11 protein-coding genes are annotated in these 18,947 nt (G+C 60.0%); all 11 read right to left on the minus strand.

Annotated elements, in window-relative coordinates; all coding sequences use genetic code 11:
• Window positions 1-19 precede the first annotated feature (19 nt).
• The 11 genes from fliD to flgA all read right to left on the minus strand — a co-directional run bounded on the left by fliD (window position 20) and on the right by flgA (window position 18,925).
• Entirely contained in the window at window positions 20-3,802 is a 3,783-nt protein-coding gene (fliD, locus tag Enr8_RS15445) for a flagellar filament capping protein FliD (protein WP_146433082.1), read from the minus strand.
• A gap of 198 nt (window positions 3,803-4,000) precedes the next feature.
• On the minus strand, window positions 4,001-7,885 hold the full coding sequence (locus tag Enr8_RS15450; protein WP_146433084.1) for a flagellin N-terminal helical domain-containing protein: 3,885 nt from the start codon (window positions 7,883-7,885) through the stop codon (window positions 4,001-4,003).
• A 517-nt stretch (window positions 7,886-8,402) separates the two neighbouring features.
• Window positions 8,403-8,624 carry a carbon storage regulator CsrA gene (gene csrA, locus Enr8_RS15455; RefSeq protein ID WP_105339260.1) on the minus strand — a complete coding sequence of 74 codons (222 nt, stop codon included), beginning with the start codon at window positions 8,622-8,624 and terminating at the stop codon, window positions 8,403-8,405.
• 246 nt (window positions 8,625-8,870) lie between these two features.
• Complete coding sequence (gene fliW / locus Enr8_RS15460) at window positions 8,871-9,311, minus strand: flagellar assembly protein FliW (protein WP_146433086.1); 441 nt, start codon at window positions 9,309-9,311, stop codon at window positions 8,871-8,873.
• Between the two features lie 282 nt (window positions 9,312-9,593).
• A complete protein-coding gene (gene flgL / locus Enr8_RS15465; RefSeq protein WP_146433088.1) occupies window positions 9,594-13,325 on the minus strand; it encodes a flagellar hook-associated protein FlgL in 3,732 nt (1,243 codons plus the stop codon).
• A 125-nt stretch (window positions 13,326-13,450) separates the two neighbouring features.
• Complete coding sequence (gene flgK, locus Enr8_RS15470; protein WP_146433090.1) at window positions 13,451-15,154, minus strand: flagellar hook-associated protein FlgK; 1,704 nt, start codon at window positions 15,152-15,154, stop codon at window positions 13,451-13,453.
• 30 nt (window positions 15,155-15,184) lie between these two features.
• Window positions 15,185-15,721 carry a flagellar export chaperone FlgN gene (gene flgN, locus Enr8_RS15475; protein ID WP_146433092.1) on the minus strand — a complete coding sequence of 179 codons (537 nt, stop codon included), beginning with the start codon at window positions 15,719-15,721 and terminating at the stop codon, window positions 15,185-15,187.
• A 41-nt stretch (window positions 15,722-15,762) separates the two neighbouring features.
• Window positions 15,763-16,182 (minus strand): rod-binding protein, encoded by a 420-nt coding sequence (locus Enr8_RS15480; RefSeq protein ID WP_146433094.1) that lies wholly within the window; start codon window positions 16,180-16,182, stop codon window positions 15,763-15,765.
• Between the two features lie 21 nt (window positions 16,183-16,203).
• Entirely contained in the window at window positions 16,204-17,352 is a 1,149-nt protein-coding gene (locus tag Enr8_RS15485) for a flagellar basal body P-ring protein FlgI (protein WP_186767675.1), read from the minus strand.
• A gap of 14 nt (window positions 17,353-17,366) precedes the next feature.
• Complete coding sequence (locus Enr8_RS15490; protein ID WP_146433098.1) at window positions 17,367-18,062, minus strand: flagellar basal body L-ring protein FlgH; 696 nt, start codon at window positions 18,060-18,062, stop codon at window positions 17,367-17,369.
• Window positions 18,059-18,925, minus strand: a complete 867-nt coding sequence (gene flgA, locus Enr8_RS15495; protein WP_146433100.1) for a flagellar basal body P-ring formation chaperone FlgA — start codon at window positions 18,923-18,925, stop codon at window positions 18,059-18,061. The genes Enr8_RS15490 and flgA overlap by 4 nt, the downstream gene beginning before the upstream one ends.
• Between the last annotated feature and the right edge of the window lie 22 nt (window positions 18,926-18,947).

Here is an 18,947-nt window from a genome sequence, read left to right on the forward strand (position 1 = left end):
TTTGTGCGATTTTCCGCGACTAGCTTTCTGGGATCGTAATTGGCTGAATCGCCGACAGGTACTGCGTGTTGGCCTGGATATTCGCCAACGTCGATTCCAAATCATAGAATTGGTTCAACAAAATCTCTTGGCGACGCTCAAGCTTTTCGTTCCAGGTGTCGATCCGCTCCTGGTTCAAGTCGATCTTGTTCTGCAGCGCTTCGATGCGACTGATCAACAGCGAACTGTTGGCGCCGGCGAATGACTCCATCAGATCGTCGAATTGCTGTGCGAAACCGAGCTTCTTCGTCTCTCCACCGATGGTCTGCTCTTTCAGAAAGAACTCTTCGACCGCTTCGGGGTCTTCGGCGAATTTCTGTTGCAACTTGGCCGTGTCGAGCGACAGTTTGCCGGTGTCGTTGTAGTTAAAGCCGAGCTGCGCAAGCGATTGCACGTCGCCCAGTCCAGGAAAGCGTTTCGTCAGGATCTCACTCAGTTCGGAATCAATCCGATTCGCTTCATTGGTGCCGAATAAGACGCCGGTCGAGCTGTCCGATTCGTTAAAGGCGGTGTAATCGTCCATCAGATCGACCAACGCATTGTATTGCGTCACGAAGGAGTCAGCGGCGGAAACAAGCGCCGAGTCCGATTCGGAAACGTTAATATTGATCGGCGAATTGGTCGCCTCTTTGATCGTAACGCTAATCCCTTCGACGACGCCGCCAAACGTATTGGTCGATGACGTGGTCAGGATGCCGGTCGAGCCGTTCGAGTTCGATCCGAATAGGAGCAACGCGTCTTGTCCGCGGACCGTTTCGCTGAAATCAAACTGCGAGTTGGACCCATCGATCTGAAAAGCGCCGCCGCTGCCGGTATTGTCGGAGGTCAGCGAAATGCGATACCGCCCAGAACCGGCGCCGTAGTCAAACACGTTGGCCGAAAAGCCGGCGTCGAGATCGTTGATCTTGGTGATCAAATCGTTGATCGTGTCGCCCGCTTCGATCTCGACCGTCTTGTTGAACGAACCGCTCAGGCTTTGCCGCGTTTCGCCATCCGCGACTGCGCCGACGCCGACCAGGCCCAGTGACGTCGCCGTGCCGGTCGAACCCGAGTCGAGAATTCGCAGATCGCCATCGCCGTTAGCCAAGTCCGTGATCTTTAGCCCGTCGCCGGTTTCGTTGATCTCGGCCTTCACCTTGACGCCGGTCTGGCTGTTAATCGCGTTCAGCAAGTCGCCGACCGTTTGGAACTCGGGCAGGGTGAGGTCAATCACCCGGGCGCCGCCGGAAGTGTCCCGAATGATAAACCGGCCGCGACTGATTCCCTCGCCGCCGTGAAGCGAGTCAAGTTCCGTGTTTTCGCTGATATGTTGGAAGTGCAGCGAACCCGATTCAACTTTCGTCTGGGACGAAGCGGACGCGATATTCAGCTGCGTCGCCGAGTTCGTGCCGTCGGCGTCTGCGATGATGAAGTTGCTGTAGAATTGCCCGGTCGTGTCTTCGAGGGTGATGCCGTTTCCGGCCGAATTGTACGAGGCTTCGATCCCCAATCCCGAATCGTCGAACGCGTTCAAGATGTCTTGCACCGTTTCAGCGCTCGACAAGTCAATGGTCGCTGTGGCGCCACTGCGGTCGGTCACGTCGATCGAGCCGATCGTGAAACCCTGCCCGCCGTTGAGCGAACTGATCAGCTTCGAGTTGAGTCCGCCAATGTAGCGACCGCTGGAGATCGTATCGCTGGTGGTTGAGAGGGCGATTCCGAGATCTTCGGCTGCGTGGCCGTCGCCAATGCTGCTGACCGAGAACGAGCCGCCGAGATCGGTCGACAGATCGATCAGTTCGATATGGTCCCCATCCGCCGAAAGTTGCGCTTGCAGCCGGGTCGGATCGATCTCGTTGAAGATCGTCAGTAGGTCGCCCAAGGTCTGCGGCGAACGTTCTTCGCGAGCCGCTCCGCCGGAAGTGACCGCGGTGCTGTCGACGTCGACGATGCGATTGCCGCTGCCGCCGGTTGCGGTCGCAGCGGTAAACCGGGCCGAGGTGGTCGCATTGTTGTTAATCGCCGTGATCACATCGTCGGCGGTGGTAACGCCTTGCTGCACGCGCACGGTCAGCGTGATGTTGTCGGGGTCGCTGTCGTCGTACTCGACCACTTCGCTGCCGGCAGTGACGCCTGGGTCATCGACATAGCGGAGCGTGACGTTGTCGTAGTCGCCCCCCAATTGTTTGGCGGTCAGCTGGACGACGCTGTCGACCGCCTGGGCGGTGGAGATGCCGATCGAATTGGCCGTGCCGCCGCTGGTTGTGCCAGTATCGGTAACGTCGACCAAACCGGCGCCAGTGCTCGTGCCGGCATTGGCGGCCGAGAAGAGGGGGCTGACGGTCGGATCGCCATTGATCGCCGAGATCACGTCGTTGGCGGTCGATTCGCCTGCCTTGATATGAACGGTGAGCGTCTTGTTGCCGGGATCGCTGTCGTCGTAGACGACCGTTTCGCTTCCCTTGCTGACGCCGGGGTCATCGACGAACAAGATTTCTACATCGTCGTAGTCGCTGCCGGCGGTGATGGCGCTGATCTCGATGCTGGCGTTTGCGTTGGCGGCCGTAGTTTCGGCCGTCGCTAGGGCCACGCCCCCGCTGGAAATCGCGGTGTCGATCTCGTCAATCAGGCCGTCGCCGGTTCCGCCGTCTAGCGTTGCGGCGGTGAAGTGGACGCTGGCGGCGGCGTCGTTGTTGATCGCGCTAATAATGTCGGCGGCGGTCGTCGAGCCTTCGTCGATCTGAATCGTGATCGTTTTTCCCAGTTCGTCGTAAACGACCGTTTCCCCACCTTGGGTGACCGACCCATTGTCTTGGAAGATGACCGAGACGCCATCGAACGTGTCGCCGGCGCTGTTGGCCGTGATGCTGAACTTGGGGTCGGTCGTCGGCGTCGACGCGGCGGCGGCGGCTTCCGGCTGCGCGGTCTGACGAAGCCCGATGCTGCGCGTGGTGCCGTCGCGGAACGTAATCGACAGGTCGTCCAGATCGCTGCTCAGGCGAATGCCGGCCCCATCGCGCAGCGCCGACAGCTTGGTGCCGGAGTGGAGCGAGAAAATGTCGTTGCCCAAGTACGAATTGTCAGCGACGTTGACGTCGCGCAGCCCCAGGTCGGCGGCAGTCGATCCGCCGGAGACCTCTTTGACGACCAGATTGTTGGTCGTTTGACCGGTGTTGTCGGTCAGTTTGATCTGGTCTCCCTCGATCGTGGCGGTGATATCGATATCGTCGTTGCTGTTGATCGCATTCAGCACGTCGTCAATCGTCGTCGCATACGAGAGATCAATGGTCGCCGTATCGCCGGCGCGGTCGGTAATGCGAATCTTGCCAGACGCGACCCCTTCGCCGCCATTCAGCCGGTTCAGGTCGAGCCCCTTGTCCAGTCGTGGGCTTGAGCTAAACGAAATCGAACCGGCGCTTAACGCTTCGTCGAGCGACGAAACGCCGGAGCTGAGGTATTGCTGGGACTGCGCCAGACGAACTGGCGTCACCTGCGTCGTGCCGACGCGCGGGGTGCCGGTCACGGTCGCGGTCAGGGCGCTGGAATTGCTGGTTTGGGCCGTGCGGGCGTTAAAAACGGCCGTCTTGCCCAGCGCTTGGGCGGAAAACTGCAAGCTAAGGACCGAAGCGGTGACCTTGCTCAGGGCGCCCTGTTGATCGGTGACGGTCTGCGTGCGGGAGATGAGCAGATCGCGCGGACGGGCCTCGACCTGGAGCAGCTGCGTAACCGTCTCAACAATGTTGATGCCGGAAATCAGACCAGTGGTGCTGCTAATCCCTGCCATAGGGGAAATTGTCGCTTTCTCAGGCGGCCCGCGCGGCCTGCGTTAAGGTCGAAGACAGATAGCGTCATCATCAGATATCGACCTCGCGGCGGTAAGATCTCCAGCTTATTCCGATTAGAGAAGCTTGCGGATTGCGCATAAAAAAAGCCTCCGCCAGGTTGGCGGAGGCTTTCGTGGTTTCGCGTCTCAGGCTGTCGCTTAACGCAGCAGGCTGAGGACGTTTTGCGGGTTCTGGTTGGCGATACCCAACACCGAGGTACCCGACTGAACGAGAATCTGAGCTCGCGTCAGTTTGGCCGATTCGGTGGCGAAGTCGGCGTCGCGGATCGAGCTTTCGGCTTCGGTCAGGTTCGCCAGGGTGTCGTTCAACGAGAAGATGTTGGAGTCCAAGGTCGTCTTCTGGAAGGCGCCCAGTCGACCGCGGAGCGAGGTCACCACGCCGATGACTTCGTCCACCACCTTCGCGGCTCCGCCAACGTCGGCCGTCAGGCTCTTGTTGCCGCCCGAGCGAAGCTCAAACAAGCGACCGCTGACGCCGCCCAGGGTGGCGGTGCTAACGCTCTGGATGCCAAGGCGGGCCTGCTGGTTGCTGACCACGTCGGGGCCGAGTTGGAACAAGGCGCCGCCGCCGACGATCTCGAATTCAAATTCGGAGTCGTCGGTCACGTTCTCGCCGATCGAGAAGCTCAAGTCGAGCGAGGACGTGTTGATCGAGGCTTTCAGGCCGTCGCCGATCGCTTGGATACCGTTGATGCGAACATCGACGTCGGTACCGGTCACGCGATCGACCCCTTCGTTGCCGTCCTGATCGGTCAGGCTGAAGCTGCCGCTGAGGGCCTTCACGCTGACGAACGAGTCCGAACCGAAGCGAGTGGCTTGGAACGTCAGGCCCAGGTTTTCCAGGTCCGAGTTGCCAAGCAACGCGGCGCCATCGGACGAGCCGTTGTCGACCACGCCACCGGTCAAGGTCGCGGTATCGTCGGTGGTGACGACGCCGGCGCCGCCGGAGGTGACGCTGAACACGAGGCTCAGGTCGGCGTCGCCGTCCAGGGCCGCTTTGATGTCGTCAGCCGACGAAACGCCTTCTTCGATGTAGAACGTCAACGTCTTCGAGGCGGCGTCATATTCGCCACGTTCGTCGACGCCGGCCGTAACCGTGGCGTCGTTGACGAACTGAACCGTCACGTCGTCATACTCTTCGCCGGAGTTGATCGCGGTGAAGGACAGTTGGGCGGTCGAACCGTTGACGGCGAAGGTCGTACCCGCCGCTTGGGCGTCTTCCAGGACGGTGCCGCTGGTGGCGAACGTGATGTCCTCGTCGGTCACTTCCAGGACGCCGCTGCCGTCGCTACCGCTGACGTTGGTGACGCTGATGCCGCGTTCTTGGAGGTAAGCCAAGGTCGTGGCCGCTTCGCCGGGGTCCGAGATGAACTCGCTCGGATCGTCGAAGAAGGCGATCAGGTCGTTCGCGGTCGTCAGGATGTTGCCATCTTCGTCCGTTTCCAGATTGACGATCAGGGTGCCTTCGTTTTGCAGGCCGCCGCTGGTCGTTTCCGGAACCGACAGTTTCGTCGAGATGCTATCGATAACGTCGGTGCCGGTGCTCGTTCCGAAGTGTTCGGCTTCGAAGAAGTCGCTGACGTACTCGTCGTTGTTGAGAGCTTTCACCACGTCGTCGGCGGTCGAAACGCCTTCCGAGACGTAGATGTTCAACGTCTTGTTCTCGCGATCGAGCAAGACGTATTCGTCGCCGCCGGTCAGGACGGTGTCGTCCTGGATGTTGACGGTGTAGCCGTCGTATTCCGTGCCTTGCAGTTTGGCTCGGATGGTGAAGGTGCCGTTGGCGTCCGAGTTCTGAATGATCGTCTGCGACAGACCTTCCACGCGGGGATCAGTCGTCGTGTCGATGCTCAGACCGGTGCCGGCGTTGGAGACGTAACGAATGTTCGGCGAATCTTCCGGAGCCAGGAACTGCAGCGACGTGTTCTGCTCGGCGACGCCGTTGTAGGCGTAGTCGGTGAACGCGGTAACCGTATCGTGACCGTCGTTGCCGACCGACAGCGAGGCGGTGACCTTGTCGTTGCCGACAGCGGCGTTGATGGCCGCGATGACGTCGTTGGAGGTGGCGATGATGTCGCCGCCATCCACGCCGCCCGCGGTCGCGCCGCCAGCGTAGGTGCCGGTCGCAGTAACGGCGCCGGCGCCGGCGCCGTAGCCAGTCGTTTCGGTGACGGCCGCGGTGAACAGCTCGGAAACCTTACGACGGTCGCCGCCGACAAACAGCGTGGTGCCGGTCGTGTCGCCGACTTGAATGGTACCGGTACCATCGCTTCCCAGGGCGGTCGAAGCGTCGAACTGCGTCAACGCGTCGATGGCCGTGATCACCTGGTTGGCGGTCGACGCGGCGTTGACCTGAACGGTCAGGGTGCCGGCGTTGGCGTCGTAGGTGGCCGTTTCAGCACCGGCCAACACACCGCCTGCGGTCGAGTAAATGACCTGGACGCCGTCAACCGACTCGCCGCCGGCGAGGGCGCGAACGTGAATCTGAGCATTGGCGTTGGTGCTGCCGTTGCCGATCAAGACCGACGCGTTGGAGCGTTCGGTCGTCGTGCCGCCGGCGAAGGTCGAGCTACCGGCGATATCGGCTGTAGCGGCGGCGCCAGAACCGTCATTACCAGTCGCGTAAGCGGCCGAGAACAGGTCGCCGACTTGGGCGTTGATCGCGTCGCGAACCTGCGTACCGGTCGAGTTGCCGCTGTCGATCTGAATAACGAGCTTGTTGTTCGTCTCGTCGAAAGTGACGACTTCGCTACCTGCCGTGGCGCCGGCGGTGTATTCGATGCCGACCGCGTTGGTGTCGGCGCCGAGCAGCTTCGAGGTCACCGTCAGCGAGGCGTTCGCGGCGCCGGAAGTGGTGAACGAGGCGGCGGTACGTTCGGTCGCGTTGTTGATCGCGTTGACGATCGAGTCGGCGTTCGACGCAGCGTTCTTGGTGATCGTCAACGTCTTGGTCGAAGCGTCGTACGAAGCCGATTCGTCGCCGAGCTGGGCGCCATCGGCGAACACGACGCTGATGTCGTTGTAGTCGGCCCCAGCGTCATTGGCGGTGATCGAGAAGGCGTTGTTTTCGCCCGCGGTGTCGACGACCAACGAAGCGACTTCATAGGCCGAAACGCCCAGCGTCACTTCCAGCTTGGCCGGTTCGTCGCCGACCGGAGCGGTGAAGCTGGCCGACGTCGTGGTCGAGGTGCCTTCGGTGTATTTCAAACGAACGTCGCCGGCTTCAAAACCAGCGTCATTCGCGGTCAGGACGATGTCGTTGTCGGTGCCGAAGCTGCTGACGGTCAGCTCACCCTTGGTGGCGGCGGTTTCGACGAGCGCTTCCACGCCGGTGGCGTCCGAGACCAGGTTCACGGCCGAAGCGATTTCTTCGATCGTCGAACCCTTGGCGAAGTTGAACGCTTCGGTACCGTTGGCGCCGCCGATTTCCAGAACCAGGTTGTCGGCGACGGCGCCGAAGCCGTAGTTCAGTTCAGCGCGGGTCGCCTGCTTGACGACGTTGACCGCGACGCCGATCGAGCTTTGCGTGCCGAAGTTGGCCTGATCGATACGCAGACCTTCGATCGCCGAGCTGTTGACGTTCTGGGTGATGAAGTCGAGGTTACCGTCCAGCAGACGCTTGCCTTGGAACGAGGTGACCTGGGCGATACGGTCGATCGCTTCGAGCGAGGAGTCGATCTGCAGCTGATTCGCCGCGATCTGGTCATCGCTGAGGGCGCCGGTATTGGCGGCTTCCGAGATCAGGCCGCGAATGTCGTTGAGCAGCGAGCTCACCTGACCAAGAGCGCTGTCCGCGGTGGCGATCAGCTGGTTGGCTCGTTCGCTATTGGTGATCGCCTTTTCGACGCTGGTGATATCGCTACGGAGCGATTCGCTGGCGATCAAACCGGCCGGATCGTCTTTACCGCTGTTGATGCGGAGACCGGTGCTCAAACGCGTGAGCGTGGTGTTGAGGTCCGAGTTGGAGCGGCCCAAGTTCTTTTGAGCGACGAGCGAACTAACGTTTGTATTGATGCGGGTCATTGGGAGTCACCCCTCCTAAATCCAGGGACTGCTTTGGAGCCCGTCCGACGCCTGGGGAACAAAACTGATCGGAACGGTCGGCTGCGAACGCAGCCCAATTCACACCTTTCTAATTGTCATTTCAGGAGGCTTCCTGCCCCTGCAGGTCATCCTGCCGCTTCGCCCTGGTGAAAGGATTTCTCGCCAGCGCTCGACCGATCCTATGCACGATCATCTATCGAGGACTATCGACACTCGCAGTTTTACGCTTTAGGTGATTGACGAAGTTTTCCTGGTGGGACGAGAGAACGTAATAGTCCCAAGCGTTACGACCGGTACAGGGCGTCGAATTTCGACGTTTTCCGTTGTTCAGCACCGTGTCGTTGCGCCTAGCCGCAGGCGCAGATTGCGATTTTCTGGGCGGAGAAAAGAGGTCGCAGCCGCGACAAAGAAAGGCGCCGGGCCAGGCGCCATAGAGCGGTTTACGATAGGTAAGACGATCAGGCGGGATCGATCGTAGCGGCGCCGCTGCGCGGAACTACTTCGTCTTACGGAGAGCGGCGGCTTCGTTCGGCTGCAGCCGAGCCGCTTGTTGATTCTCGCGTTGAATCGCCTCGTACACCTCTTGGCGGTGAACGGGGATATCTTGCGGGGCGGCGATCCCTAGACGGACTTTGTCGCCGCGAATATCGACGATCGTGATCACGATGTTATCGCCGATCATGATGCTTTCGTCACGATGCCTCGACAAGACGAGCATATCAGGCTCCTTCCTCGGTGCGCTGTTCTATTCCGATTGGCGGCGACGCCAGCCAGCGGTAGGGCGTTTACTTCTAAGCGGTAGTCAGCTAGCGGTCCCGCGTGGGGATAGCATCGCTGTCGCGGCGCCGGCCGCTGTAGCATCTATCGGCCTTTGATCGGTCGCCAATCAATATCCGCCATAAGGGTCGACTTCTGTCGGCGGAAACGAATGTACCGCCATCCTTGGTCTGCAGATTCGACCGAACTAGGCGCTTTTGCGATAGACCGACGGCTCGCTCTGGATTTCGTACTGCAGCGGCTGTTCGTCGGTCGTCACGATTTGAAGACCAAGTTGCTTGGTCAGATTGATTACGACCGGCGCTCGCAGATTAATCGTCAGAGAGTCGTCATGTTTGCTGACGATGGTCAGCACAAAGACTTCGTCATCGGCCGTCAATCGCAACGGCGAGGACTCTTCTTTTTCCATCCGCACCCGGTATTCGGGGGCGAAACGGCGGGGGCTGACTACCGCCAGCGCCACTTCCGGCTGCTGGAGCGACTGAAGCCAGCCGAGATCTTCCGACTGTTCGTCCGACAGCAGAATCCAGTTGACCAGGTTCTCGAAACCAATCAAACCGTCCGCGAACAAGATGACCTCTTCATCCGCGATTTCCAGCTTTCCGAAGCGAGCAGTATAGATATCCATGGTCGAAACGTCTCGATCAGTGATGCATTGCTGGCATTTCGCCCTTGCGGCGATCCAATTCCTAACATTCCGAATTATCGGCTGCCGGAAGGAGGCGAATCCATAAAATCCGAACATCCAGCGCAGAACGCTGTTGACCGCATTTACTATCGCATCGCTCGACTTAGCAGTCCGTTGATTTTCTTGACGGACTGCGTGATCGCACGGATGCGAGCCGCGAAGAGCTATGCTCTGAGCCTGGTGAGGTTGGAAAATGCCACGAGGGCATTTTTCAACAGGCAGCTAGATATAGTCGAGCAGCGACAACTGATAGATCTGGCCGATCGTCTGCAGCGAAGCCTGGTAAGAGGCCTGTTGCGCCGCAAAGTTAGATGCCGCTTCGACAAAGTCGACCTCGATCTCGTCCGACAGGTTCGCCTGCAGTTCGATCATGTCGTCATCGAGCCGCGTTTTCAGCAGATCGACGTTTTGCGAGCGGGCGCCAAGCTCGCCGCGCGTGAAGCTGAGCCGCTCCAGGTCGGCGTCCAGCGAATCGACCAGGCGGCTGATCTGCACATAGTCGCGGGCGACGATCGATTCGTTCAGCTTAATCAGCGTATTGAAGACGCTTTTGGTCTCCCGCAGATTGACGTCCTTGCCGGCCAGGACTTCGGCGGTGCCGCCGGAGGTTGTGCCAACCGCGCCGGTCGCCGACACGGTTCCGCTGCCGTCATTGGTCGTATCGACGCTCCGGTCGAGTTCGGCCTGAAACGTCCCTTCCAGGTTGATCGCGTTGATGATCTCGGTGGTCGTCGTGACGCCGGCGTCGATCGAAACGGTCAGCGTTTTCGCGCCCGAGTTATAGACGGCGGTTGGGTCGCCGGAGACCAGCGTATCGGTGAAAATGATCTCGACGTCATTGTGTCGCGTGCCTGGATAGAGCGACTGCAGCGAGAAGGCGGTATTTACGTCTTCCGGCGTTGCAAACGCAACGGCGGCCGTGGCAGGCTCGGCGTCGGCGACCGGCGTGCCGCCGTTGGTCGACGCCAACACGCCAACGTCGGCGACTAGTCCCGTGCCGTTGTTGGTCGGATCGTTTTCGAGCGAGAGATCGGCGCTGAAGATGCCGTCGGCGTTGATCGCCGCAACGACCGTATTGGCGGTGGTCGCCGCCGGATCGACGTCGATCGTCAGCTTTTTGGTGGTCGGATCGTAGTTGACGATCGCCTGATCGCCGGAGGCGGTGGAGTTGACGAACTCGACCTGGACGTTATTGAACGTCGTGCCCGGCAGAACGGCCTTGATTTCGATCGCGTTGTTCGCATCGCCAGGGGGCGCAAACTCGACCGTCGCCGCCGCTTGCGTGGCGGTTGGCGAATCGGAGACGGTCGTGACCAATTCTCCTTCCGGCATCAGGCCGAGATCGATGACCGCGTGGCTAAGCGTCTCGCGCTCGATGGTCAGACGTCCGACTCCCTGGGGATTGTCGTCGATCAACTCGATGCCGTTGCCGAAGTCGGCCAGTTTGGCGACGATCGGGCTGCCATCCTGGTTGTCAGGATGATTATTGATCAGGTTGAGAACGTCGCCGATCGTCTTGGCGCTAGAAACGTCAATTTCCAGTTGCTGCCCATCATTGCGAGTAATCGTGAAGTCGGTTCCGTCGGTCGAATTGACTCCCAGGCCATGGTTGAGCGAACTGAGTAGCGTCGACTCGCTGAAGGTGCGCAGGCCCAACTGCGAGGCGGTTGTGCCCCCATTCTCGCCGATGCTGAAATCGCCGCCGCTGACCACCGAACGCAGATTGATGCCGCTGCCGGCGGTGTTGATTTCGGCCAGAAGCCCCAGTCCCGCCCCATTGAGGATATTGAGCAGGTCCTCGACCGTTTCCGCCTCTTCCAGCGTCACGACTTGCGTCTGTTCCCCATTGGTGATCTGCAGACCCGATTCGGCGTCAAAGTTGGCGCCGCTTCCCCCTAGAAACGTCCCGGTGACCGTCGTGTCGATGACGCCAGTGCCGCTCTGAAAGTCGGAGATCGAGTCGTGGTAGTCGATTTCGGCTGAGTAGAGTTCGCTGAAATTGGCGTCGTCATTGAGCGCCTCAACCAGATGATTGGCGGTAGTGCGATCCGCATCAACCCGTACGAAGATCGCGTTCTCGTCGCCGCCGCTGTTGCCGGTGTTGCCGATCGGGCCGTCGTCGGTGGCCGAGACGAACGACGCGGGATTGAACGTATTGCCGTTAGAACTGTCGGGGCGCACCGAGAAGGTCCCCTCGGCGATAATGGCGTTCATTAACGTCTGCAGCGACGTCTCATCGCTGTCGTCGACAGCCAGCGTTAGGGTGCGCGTCGTACCGTCGTCGCTATAGGTGGCCGTTGCGGCGTCGCCAATGTCGTCCGAGGCGTCGATCACAATGTTGACGTTGTTGAAGTCAAAGCCGGCCTGATTGGCGGTCAAAATCAAGTCGTTGTTGCCGCCTGATAGTGGAACGGCGGCTCGGGCTTTGACGCCGACGTCCGACACGGTCGTGGTATAGGTGTTCGCGCTGTTGGTGGCGAGTACGGCGCTGGCCGGATTGTAGGTTTCGCCAGTCGATCCATCAAAACCGACTGAAAACCGCCCATCGGCCAAAAAGGCGTCGGTGAGCGTTTGCAGCGTCGTTTCGTCAGTGTCGTCGATCTGCACGGTGATCGTCTTGATGCCGTTGATGGTGGTCGTGGGACCAATCACCGCGGCGTCGCCAATATCGCCCGAGGAGTCGAAATTGATGCTGACGCGATCGAGACTGCCGTCGGTCGAGTTGGCGGTCAGCAGCAGACTGTTGCCGGCGCCATCGAGGTTGAGCGTCGTTTGGGCCCGCTGTAGGTCTTCGGCGAAGTTGACCACTTCGTTGCCGCGGGTCAGTCCCGGCTTGGCTTGCAGCAAGTCGTCGTTTACCAGGTTAAGCGTCACCCCGTTCGCTTCGGCGCCATTGTTCAGGGCGTTCAGGATGATGTCGTTGTTCGAGCCGGCGTATGAGACGAGCGCTTGGGCTCGCGCACCGAGCAGGTCGGCCAGCTTGGTCGACTTGGTGATGATCGGATCGAGGTCGGCGCCTTCGATCGGGTTGACGCCATTGCCGTTGGTTTTCAGGATGCCCAACTGGGCGGCGACGCGACTTCCCCCTTCTTCGCGAATCGTCAGGTTTCCGCCGCCGGCGTCGTCGATGTCGATTACCAAGCCGTTGTTGTCGATCCGAGCCGAGATTTGACGTCCGGGGGGCGGATTTCGTTCGATCAGGCCGATCACGTCCCCGATCGTTTCCGCCGAGCTGATGTCGATCTTGACCGGAATCGTTCCGTCCGAGATGACAAAGCTTCCTTTGGTGACGCCAGCGCCGCCGCGGAGATCGGACAGTTTCGTATCGAGCGTCAAAACGGGATTGAGATCGACCTTCGTTTTCACCTCCGGCGAGATCGCGCCAAACGCCGTATCGCCATTGACGGTGGTGTCGAACAGCAGGTCAGTATCAGCAAAGCTGTTGAGACTGTTGGTATTGCCGTGGTAGGTGACGAGTCCATTCTCGATCGTAAACGGGGTGGTCGTCGTGTTCGAGCCGCCAAACAGATAACGACCGCGGAATTGGCGGTTGCCGATATCCAGGAACTGCTGCAGCGCGTTTTGAAACGACTGGCTGGCGGCGGCGACTTCGCTATCGGTCGCCGTCGAGTCAACCATCGTGACCGCCAAGCCGCGCATTTCCGACAGTAGGTCGGCGGCGCCGGCCATCGCCGTATCGGTCGCCGAAAGATACGATTGACTGGTCGTCAGGTTGACGCTGATCTGCGTCTTGCGCTCGATCAGCGACTGCAGCGTGATGCCGCGAATCGCCGCCGGAGCGTCATCGCTGGGCGCCAGTAACCGTCGCCCGGTGCTGAGCTGGTTCTGAAGGCTGAACAGGTTGGCCTGGCTCGCCGCTAGCTGCGACAGCAGACGCGCCTGCAGGTTGCCGTCGCTAACGCGGGTTGTCGGGACCGGTACGATTCGGGTCATGGCGGTAGCGCTGTTTCCAGCGCGAGGGAAAAATGATGGTTGCGTACGTTCGGGCGCCGCCGGTCAACGAGAACCGATCGGTTGCGCTTCAATCTGTCGTTACCGCGACTTCATCTTGTGTTTCGTTATAGGTTGACCAGCACTTCCAGCAGTTCGTCGATGACCGAAATCAATCGCGACGCCGCTTGAAACTGCCGCTGGTAGGTAATCAAGTTGACCGCTTCTTCGTCCAGGCTGACGCCGCTGAGGCCCAGCTTTTGGCCATCGAGCGTTTCCTTGAAGACGCGGTATCCTTCGGCGACCGACTTGGCGACCGAGGCCGACTGGGTCACATCGCCGACCAAGGTTTCATACTCGTTTTCAATCGTTCGCCCCCCTTTGGTATCGAGCGGGCGATCGAGAAAACTGGCGAGTTCGACCGCATTGTCGGTGTCGGCCCCAATCCCGCCTTTGCTGGCGGCGAACTTCGAGGGATCGGTCGAAACGGCGTCATGCACGCCGATCGTGCGGGCCGTGGTTCCGGTGAAGAACGTGCCGAGTCCCAGGGCGGCCAGCGCTCCGCTGGTATCGTTGCCAAAGGCGAATTCAATGTCAGGCGAGTCGCTATCAATTTGCAGATGTCCATCGAGCGAAATCGAAGCGCTTAAGCCGTCAATGTCATTGATCGCGTCGGCGACGTCTTGCAGCGTGGTATCGTCGGACAAGCCGTTCAGTTTGACCGCGATGTTTTCGGTCTCGGTAAGCCCGGTCGCCGTGTTGAGCGTGTGGACGGTGAACGAGCCGTTGACCGGCGTGTAGGTCAGGCCGGCCTGATCCAGCGGCTCGTCGATCGACTCTTCGGCGACGAAGAACTCGCTGGTCATCGTCTGGTAGCCCGACTCTCCCTGACCGCTGGAAAAGACGCGGTTGAACTCGAAGATTAACGTCTGTGCGAAGTCGTCCAGGTTGTTCAGGAAATCGCCGACGATGTCGTCGCGCGAGGTGAGCAAACCTTTGAGCTTGCCTGAATTGACCTGAATCGGCGAGTCGGTCCCTGCGAGCGTCATCTTGGCGATGCTCAACCCATCTTCGGCGACCGTCTTGGTCTCGACCTGACGGGCGATGCCGTCGATCACCAGGTATTCGCCTCCCAGGAAGACCGAAATCGAACCGTTTTCCTGTTCGACCCCTTTGATGTCGATGATTTCGGCCAGCTGGGTCAGCTTCCGTTGTCGTTGATCGCGGAGACCGATAGCGTCGCTCTTGGTGACCGGTCCCGCCTCGAGATTGGTGATCTTGACGTTCAGTTCGGCAATTTCATTCAGCAGACTGTTGATGTCGTCGGCCGCTTGGTTGACTTGCTTGTTCAAGTCGGTGTGAATTTCTTGCGCACGGTTGTACATGCTGCTAATATCATTAGCTAGCGTTTGACCGCGGAGCACCGACAGGTTGCGGACGCCGACATCTTCCGGCTGGTTCAAGATGTCGTTGATGCTGCCCAAGAAATCGTTGAGCGAGGTGCTGATGTCGGTATTGCTCAGTTCGCCAACCAAGGCCTCGAGCTGAAGATAGACGTTTTCCTGCGTTTCGCCGTTGGCCAGATCGCTGATCGAGTTGCGCAGACGCTCTTCAAGAAACTTGTCGACTTGCTGGACGACCCCTTCGACCTGGACCCCCATGCCCAGCAGCAAGCCGCCGTACTTCTGCGTCGGCGCAGGAGTATAGATGACCCGTTCGCGCAAATAATCAGGCGTATTGACGTTGGCAATATTATTGCCGGTCACCTGAATGCCGATTTGCGCGGCAAGCAGCGCGTTTTTCGTTTGTTGTAGAGATGTGTAAAGAGTCATCCTTGACTTTTCTCCCGGGACCTTGCGGCGTTACGCCTCGTGGTCCACAAGAGTTCCTCCTTGTTGCGCCGAGTATTGGTGCGCGGAGTTCTCCTGTTCATAAATCGGCTGAAGTTTGCCGCCGGTCGCGATGATCTGCAAAATCTGCGACAAATGCAGGACGGAACGCTGGGCTAGCACGAAGTTAACCAGGGTCTCGTTCTGGATGGTCCGCATCCGATCCTTCGCCGAACTGGCTATCTCGCGCAGCTTCTCGCCTTCGTCGCCATCAGCCATCTCGGCTAGCGACGCAATGCTATCGCTGGGCAACCCGTGTTGTTCGGCCGAGGTCAGCAGGTTGTGCCGCACATCGCGAAGTTGCTCGAGCCGCTTGATCAGCTCCAACTCGCGCTGTTGGGTCGCCTCCATGCCGGGGATATCCCGAGCGACCATCTGGCTGCGCTTGGTGCCGAGCACTTTGATCAGTTCGTCCTGGACGCTGGTCAGTTCTTGCAGAACTTCGGCGGTGGACGCTTCCCAGTCGACGGTCGACGCTTCCGACACGTCGTCTATGGGCGTAAAAGACATAACGAGAACCTTACTCTAGCGGCAGGCGAGGGAAGGGGGGTTTACGCCAAAGCGTCCAACAGCGGAGCGCTCGGTTGATCGTCTAACGTTTGAACGGCCTGCAACAAGCTGACCTGTTTCCAGTGCGGGGGACGTTGCGACGAATCGCTAGAGCTGCTGCTCGCATTCGGTTCGGCGCTCAAATTTTGTTGCGACATGAATTGCTCGAACATGGGACCTGACAGCTCCTGGGCGCTCGCCTCAGACAGTTTTTCAACCAGCAGTTGATCGAGTTGCGATTGGAAGACCTCTTCGCCGCGACCGCCATGAAAATAGGCGGGCTTGCCGACCGACTTCCGCATCGACTTCAACATCTGGCCAAACAGCGTCTCGCCGACGAACTGATCGAACTTTTCCCGAACTTCCAAGTTCTTGGCGTTGGGAGCGGTGACATTCGGATCGGCGTTGACGTTGCTAACCATGATTTTTCTTTCCGGCGATCGTTAGTTCACAAAAACCAGTTCGCCATACAGTTTGCCTTGAGCGTGGATCGCCACGATGATGTCGATCACGTCCTCGGCCGGAACTTTCAGCGTGTTCAGGGCGTCGACCAGATCTTTCAGCCGGGTCGCATAGGCGGGCTGCGTATTGACCGGCACAAACTTGTTCGATTCCGGATCGATCGTTTCGATCTTGATGCCGTTGTGGGTGACGACGTCGGGGCCGATTTCGACGTCCGAGCCGACCACGATCACGCCGCGGGCCTTGTTGATCACCACCTTGTTATTCAATTGCTTGTCGACGATCGGCGTGTCCATCAGGATCGAGACGAAAAAGACCGGATCCGATTGATACTGCGGCGGGATCTGCACTTCGATCGTCTTTTGATCAAGCGCCCGGGCGATTTGCGTCCCGGCCGACGAGCCTTGTCCGACTTGCAGCAGGTTGCTGATGCTGAAGACGACCTCTTGGGCCATCTGCCAATCTTTGTGCCCGTCGTTCAGCACCAGGTAGACCTTGTTGTCTTTCGAGACGAACGTGTTGCGAATCGACCGCTCGATTCGGCAGCCCGAACTGATGCGAGCGTTGGTCGGCACCGCTTTGCTGAACGTTTCGAGGTTGCCGGAGGCCATCGCCCAGACCGTTTTGTCGTGTGGATTGGGGCCTTGCAGCGTGCTGATCGCCAGCGATCCGCCTTCCAGGCTCTTCGCGCCGAGCGAGCTGACTTCGCAGTCGATCATGTCCCCTTCGTCGGCGCCTTCGGCCGGCACCCGAGCCTGCACGATCACTAGGGCGGTGTTGGTAACGGTCTTCAGCGCTTCCGGCAGGTATTCGCCCTCGGGGCCCGAACCGGAGTTGCTGCCCAGGTGCTTCAGCACCAGCGACAACGCCTTGTGGGTCGGGGTCAGCTGCTTGTCGCCGGTCCCTTTCAGACCGACCACTAGGCCAATCCCTTGCAGGAAGTTTTCTTCCTGGCCTTTGACGCGGACGAAGGTCGACAGCGGCTGCGTGATTTGAAAACGTTCGGCGACCAGCGGCTGCGGCGGGGCGACCGGCGGTTGCGTTTGCGGCTGAGCATGGGCGACGGCCGCAAACGCGGCGACGACGACCAGCGACAAGAGGCGAACGGGTTTCATGGCGGATGCGATCATGTTCGTTTCCTTGCTTAGAACCACTTCCATTCGTCCCACATCAGCAACAACCAGCCGCGGCGATACGAGTCGCGGACGTTGCCTGATTCACGCTTGGTGATGCTCAGGTTCGCCAGGCGTTCGCTCAGCACGACGTTGTTCGGATCGATGTCTTCGACGCGGCAGATGCCTCGCAGGTAGTAGGTCCAGACCTCGTTGTTGACCTCGATCTCTTTTTGGGCTTCCAGCTTCAGCGTGCCGTTGGGCAAGATCTCGAGCACGGTCGCCGCGACGCGAAACCGGACTTCTTCGAGCGTTTCCAAGGTGCCTTGCGAGCGATTGTTGCTGTTGAGCTGACCGGTGATCTGGGGCGAGCCCTCGTTTTGGGCGTCCGGCACGATCGCCTTCAGGTTTTCGAGGTGAACCCAGTTCGACAGGATCGCGTTGAAGTTCGACTGTTTCCGCCGATTCAGTTGGCCTTCCGACTCCATTTCGGCCGCTTCGTCAACGCGAATGTGGACGATGTCCTGGACCTGAATCTTGCGCGGCGGGGGCAATTCGCGGTAGAGCCAGCTCAGGTCGCGGATGGCGCCTTCGACTTGTTCGCCTTGTCCGTTGGGGACGCCCGGTAGGCTACGCTGAGCCAGGCTCGAGGTTGGGCCTTGAGCGGCGGCCAGCGAAGCGACGCCGGCGGTCAGCAGCAGTGAAAGTAGGATCGCGGTACGGTTCATTGTTGGGCTCCTTTCGGGGCGGTAGCGGTGACGTGATGTTCGTCGCTATTGAGCGTGATGGCCTGACCGTGGCCGATTGCACGAACCTGGAACATTTCGCCTCGTTCCTGACCGCGGCGCGAATCGGGTGAGATCGCTTGAACGTTCAGCAGTTGACCAACGCTGGCGTCGCCGGCGGCGATCGCATCGCGGCGAATCACCAGGCCGCCAATCTTGACCATGACGGTGACGACGTCGTTTTGACGAATGACGATCGGCTCTTGCACCCAGCCCGCTTCGATCGGACGCTCGGCCGGCAGCGAACGAACCGCTTGTTTGCCGATCAGCGATTCGATGCGGGTTTCGTAGTTGCCGTTGGTCCGCACTAGGTTCAGCGGTTGCACGGTCAGGTCGGTCGCTTGGATCACTTCGCCGCGACGAATCGGGCGAACGGTATGGACGACCAGTTGTTCGCCTTCGGCCAGCGGACCGCCGTTCCAGACGGTTTGCTGGATCGAGGTTGCGTCGGCGGCTTGGCGAATCGTTTCGCGAACCGGAGCGTCGCCGCTGGTGCGAACGATGCGCGTGCGACTGGCGCCGGTGAAGTACAGGTCGGCGTCCTTAAACCCGCGAGCGCTGAGTTGGGCGCGGATATCGTTGATGGTGACGAAGCGAGAGCGGGCGGCGCTGGGGGCGGGGAACAATTCCAACTGCTCCAGCTCTTGCACGTATCGCTGCGACGGGCCGGCGACGTCGGCCAGATCGCCCAGGCGAACGATCGAGTCGACGACCACCGCTTCGCGGCGGAGGACGACGTCGTAGCCGTGCGCGGCGCCGGTCAGGCCCGTTAGCAGCAGAGCGAAAGTGGCGAGGGTACGAAGCATGGGTTTCCGTGTCCGGTAAGTG

The organism is Blastopirellula retiformator (assembly GCF_007859755.1).
Lineage (GTDB): Bacteria > Planctomycetota > Planctomycetia > Pirellulales > Pirellulaceae > Blastopirellula > Blastopirellula retiformator.

What these genes read in the sequence shown, in the direction of transcription:
- Enr8_RS15450 (WP_146433084.1), bottom strand. Translation starts at nt 7,885, where the DNA reads ATGACCCGCATCAATACAAACGTTAGTTCGCTCGTCGCTCAAAAGAAC.
- flgK (WP_146433090.1), bottom strand. Translation starts at nt 15,154, where the DNA reads ATGACTCTTTACACATCTCTACAACAAACGAAAAACGCGCTGCTTGCC.
- flgA (WP_146433100.1), bottom strand. Translation starts at nt 18,925, where the DNA reads ATGCTTCGTACCCTCGCCACTTTCGCTCTGCTGCTAACGGGCCTGACC.
- fliD (WP_146433082.1), bottom strand. Translation starts at nt 3,802, where the DNA reads ATGGCAGGGATTAGCAGCACCACTGGTCTGATTTCCGGCATCAACATT.
- Enr8_RS15490 (WP_146433098.1), bottom strand. Translation starts at nt 18,062, where the DNA reads ATGAACCGTACCGCGATCCTACTTTCACTGCTGCTGACCGCCGGCGTC.
- Enr8_RS15480 (WP_146433094.1), bottom strand. Translation starts at nt 16,182, where the DNA reads ATGGTTAGCAACGTCAACGCCGATCCGAATGTCACCGCTCCCAACGCC.
- csrA (WP_105339260.1), bottom strand. Translation starts at nt 8,624, where the DNA reads ATGCTCGTCTTGTCGAGGCATCGTGACGAAAGCATCATGATCGGCGAT.
- fliW (WP_146433086.1), bottom strand. Translation starts at nt 9,311, where the DNA reads ATGGATATCTATACTGCTCGCTTCGGAAAGCTGGAAATCGCGGATGAA.
- Enr8_RS15485 (WP_186767675.1), bottom strand. Translation starts at nt 17,352, where the DNA reads ATGATCGCATCCGCCATGAAACCCGTTCGCCTCTTGTCGCTGGTCGTC.
- flgN (WP_146433092.1), bottom strand. Translation starts at nt 15,721, where the DNA reads ATGTCTTTTACGCCCATAGACGACGTGTCGGAAGCGTCGACCGTCGAC.
- flgL (WP_146433088.1), bottom strand. Translation starts at nt 13,325, where the DNA reads ATGACCCGAATCGTACCGGTCCCGACAACCCGCGTTAGCGACGGCAAC.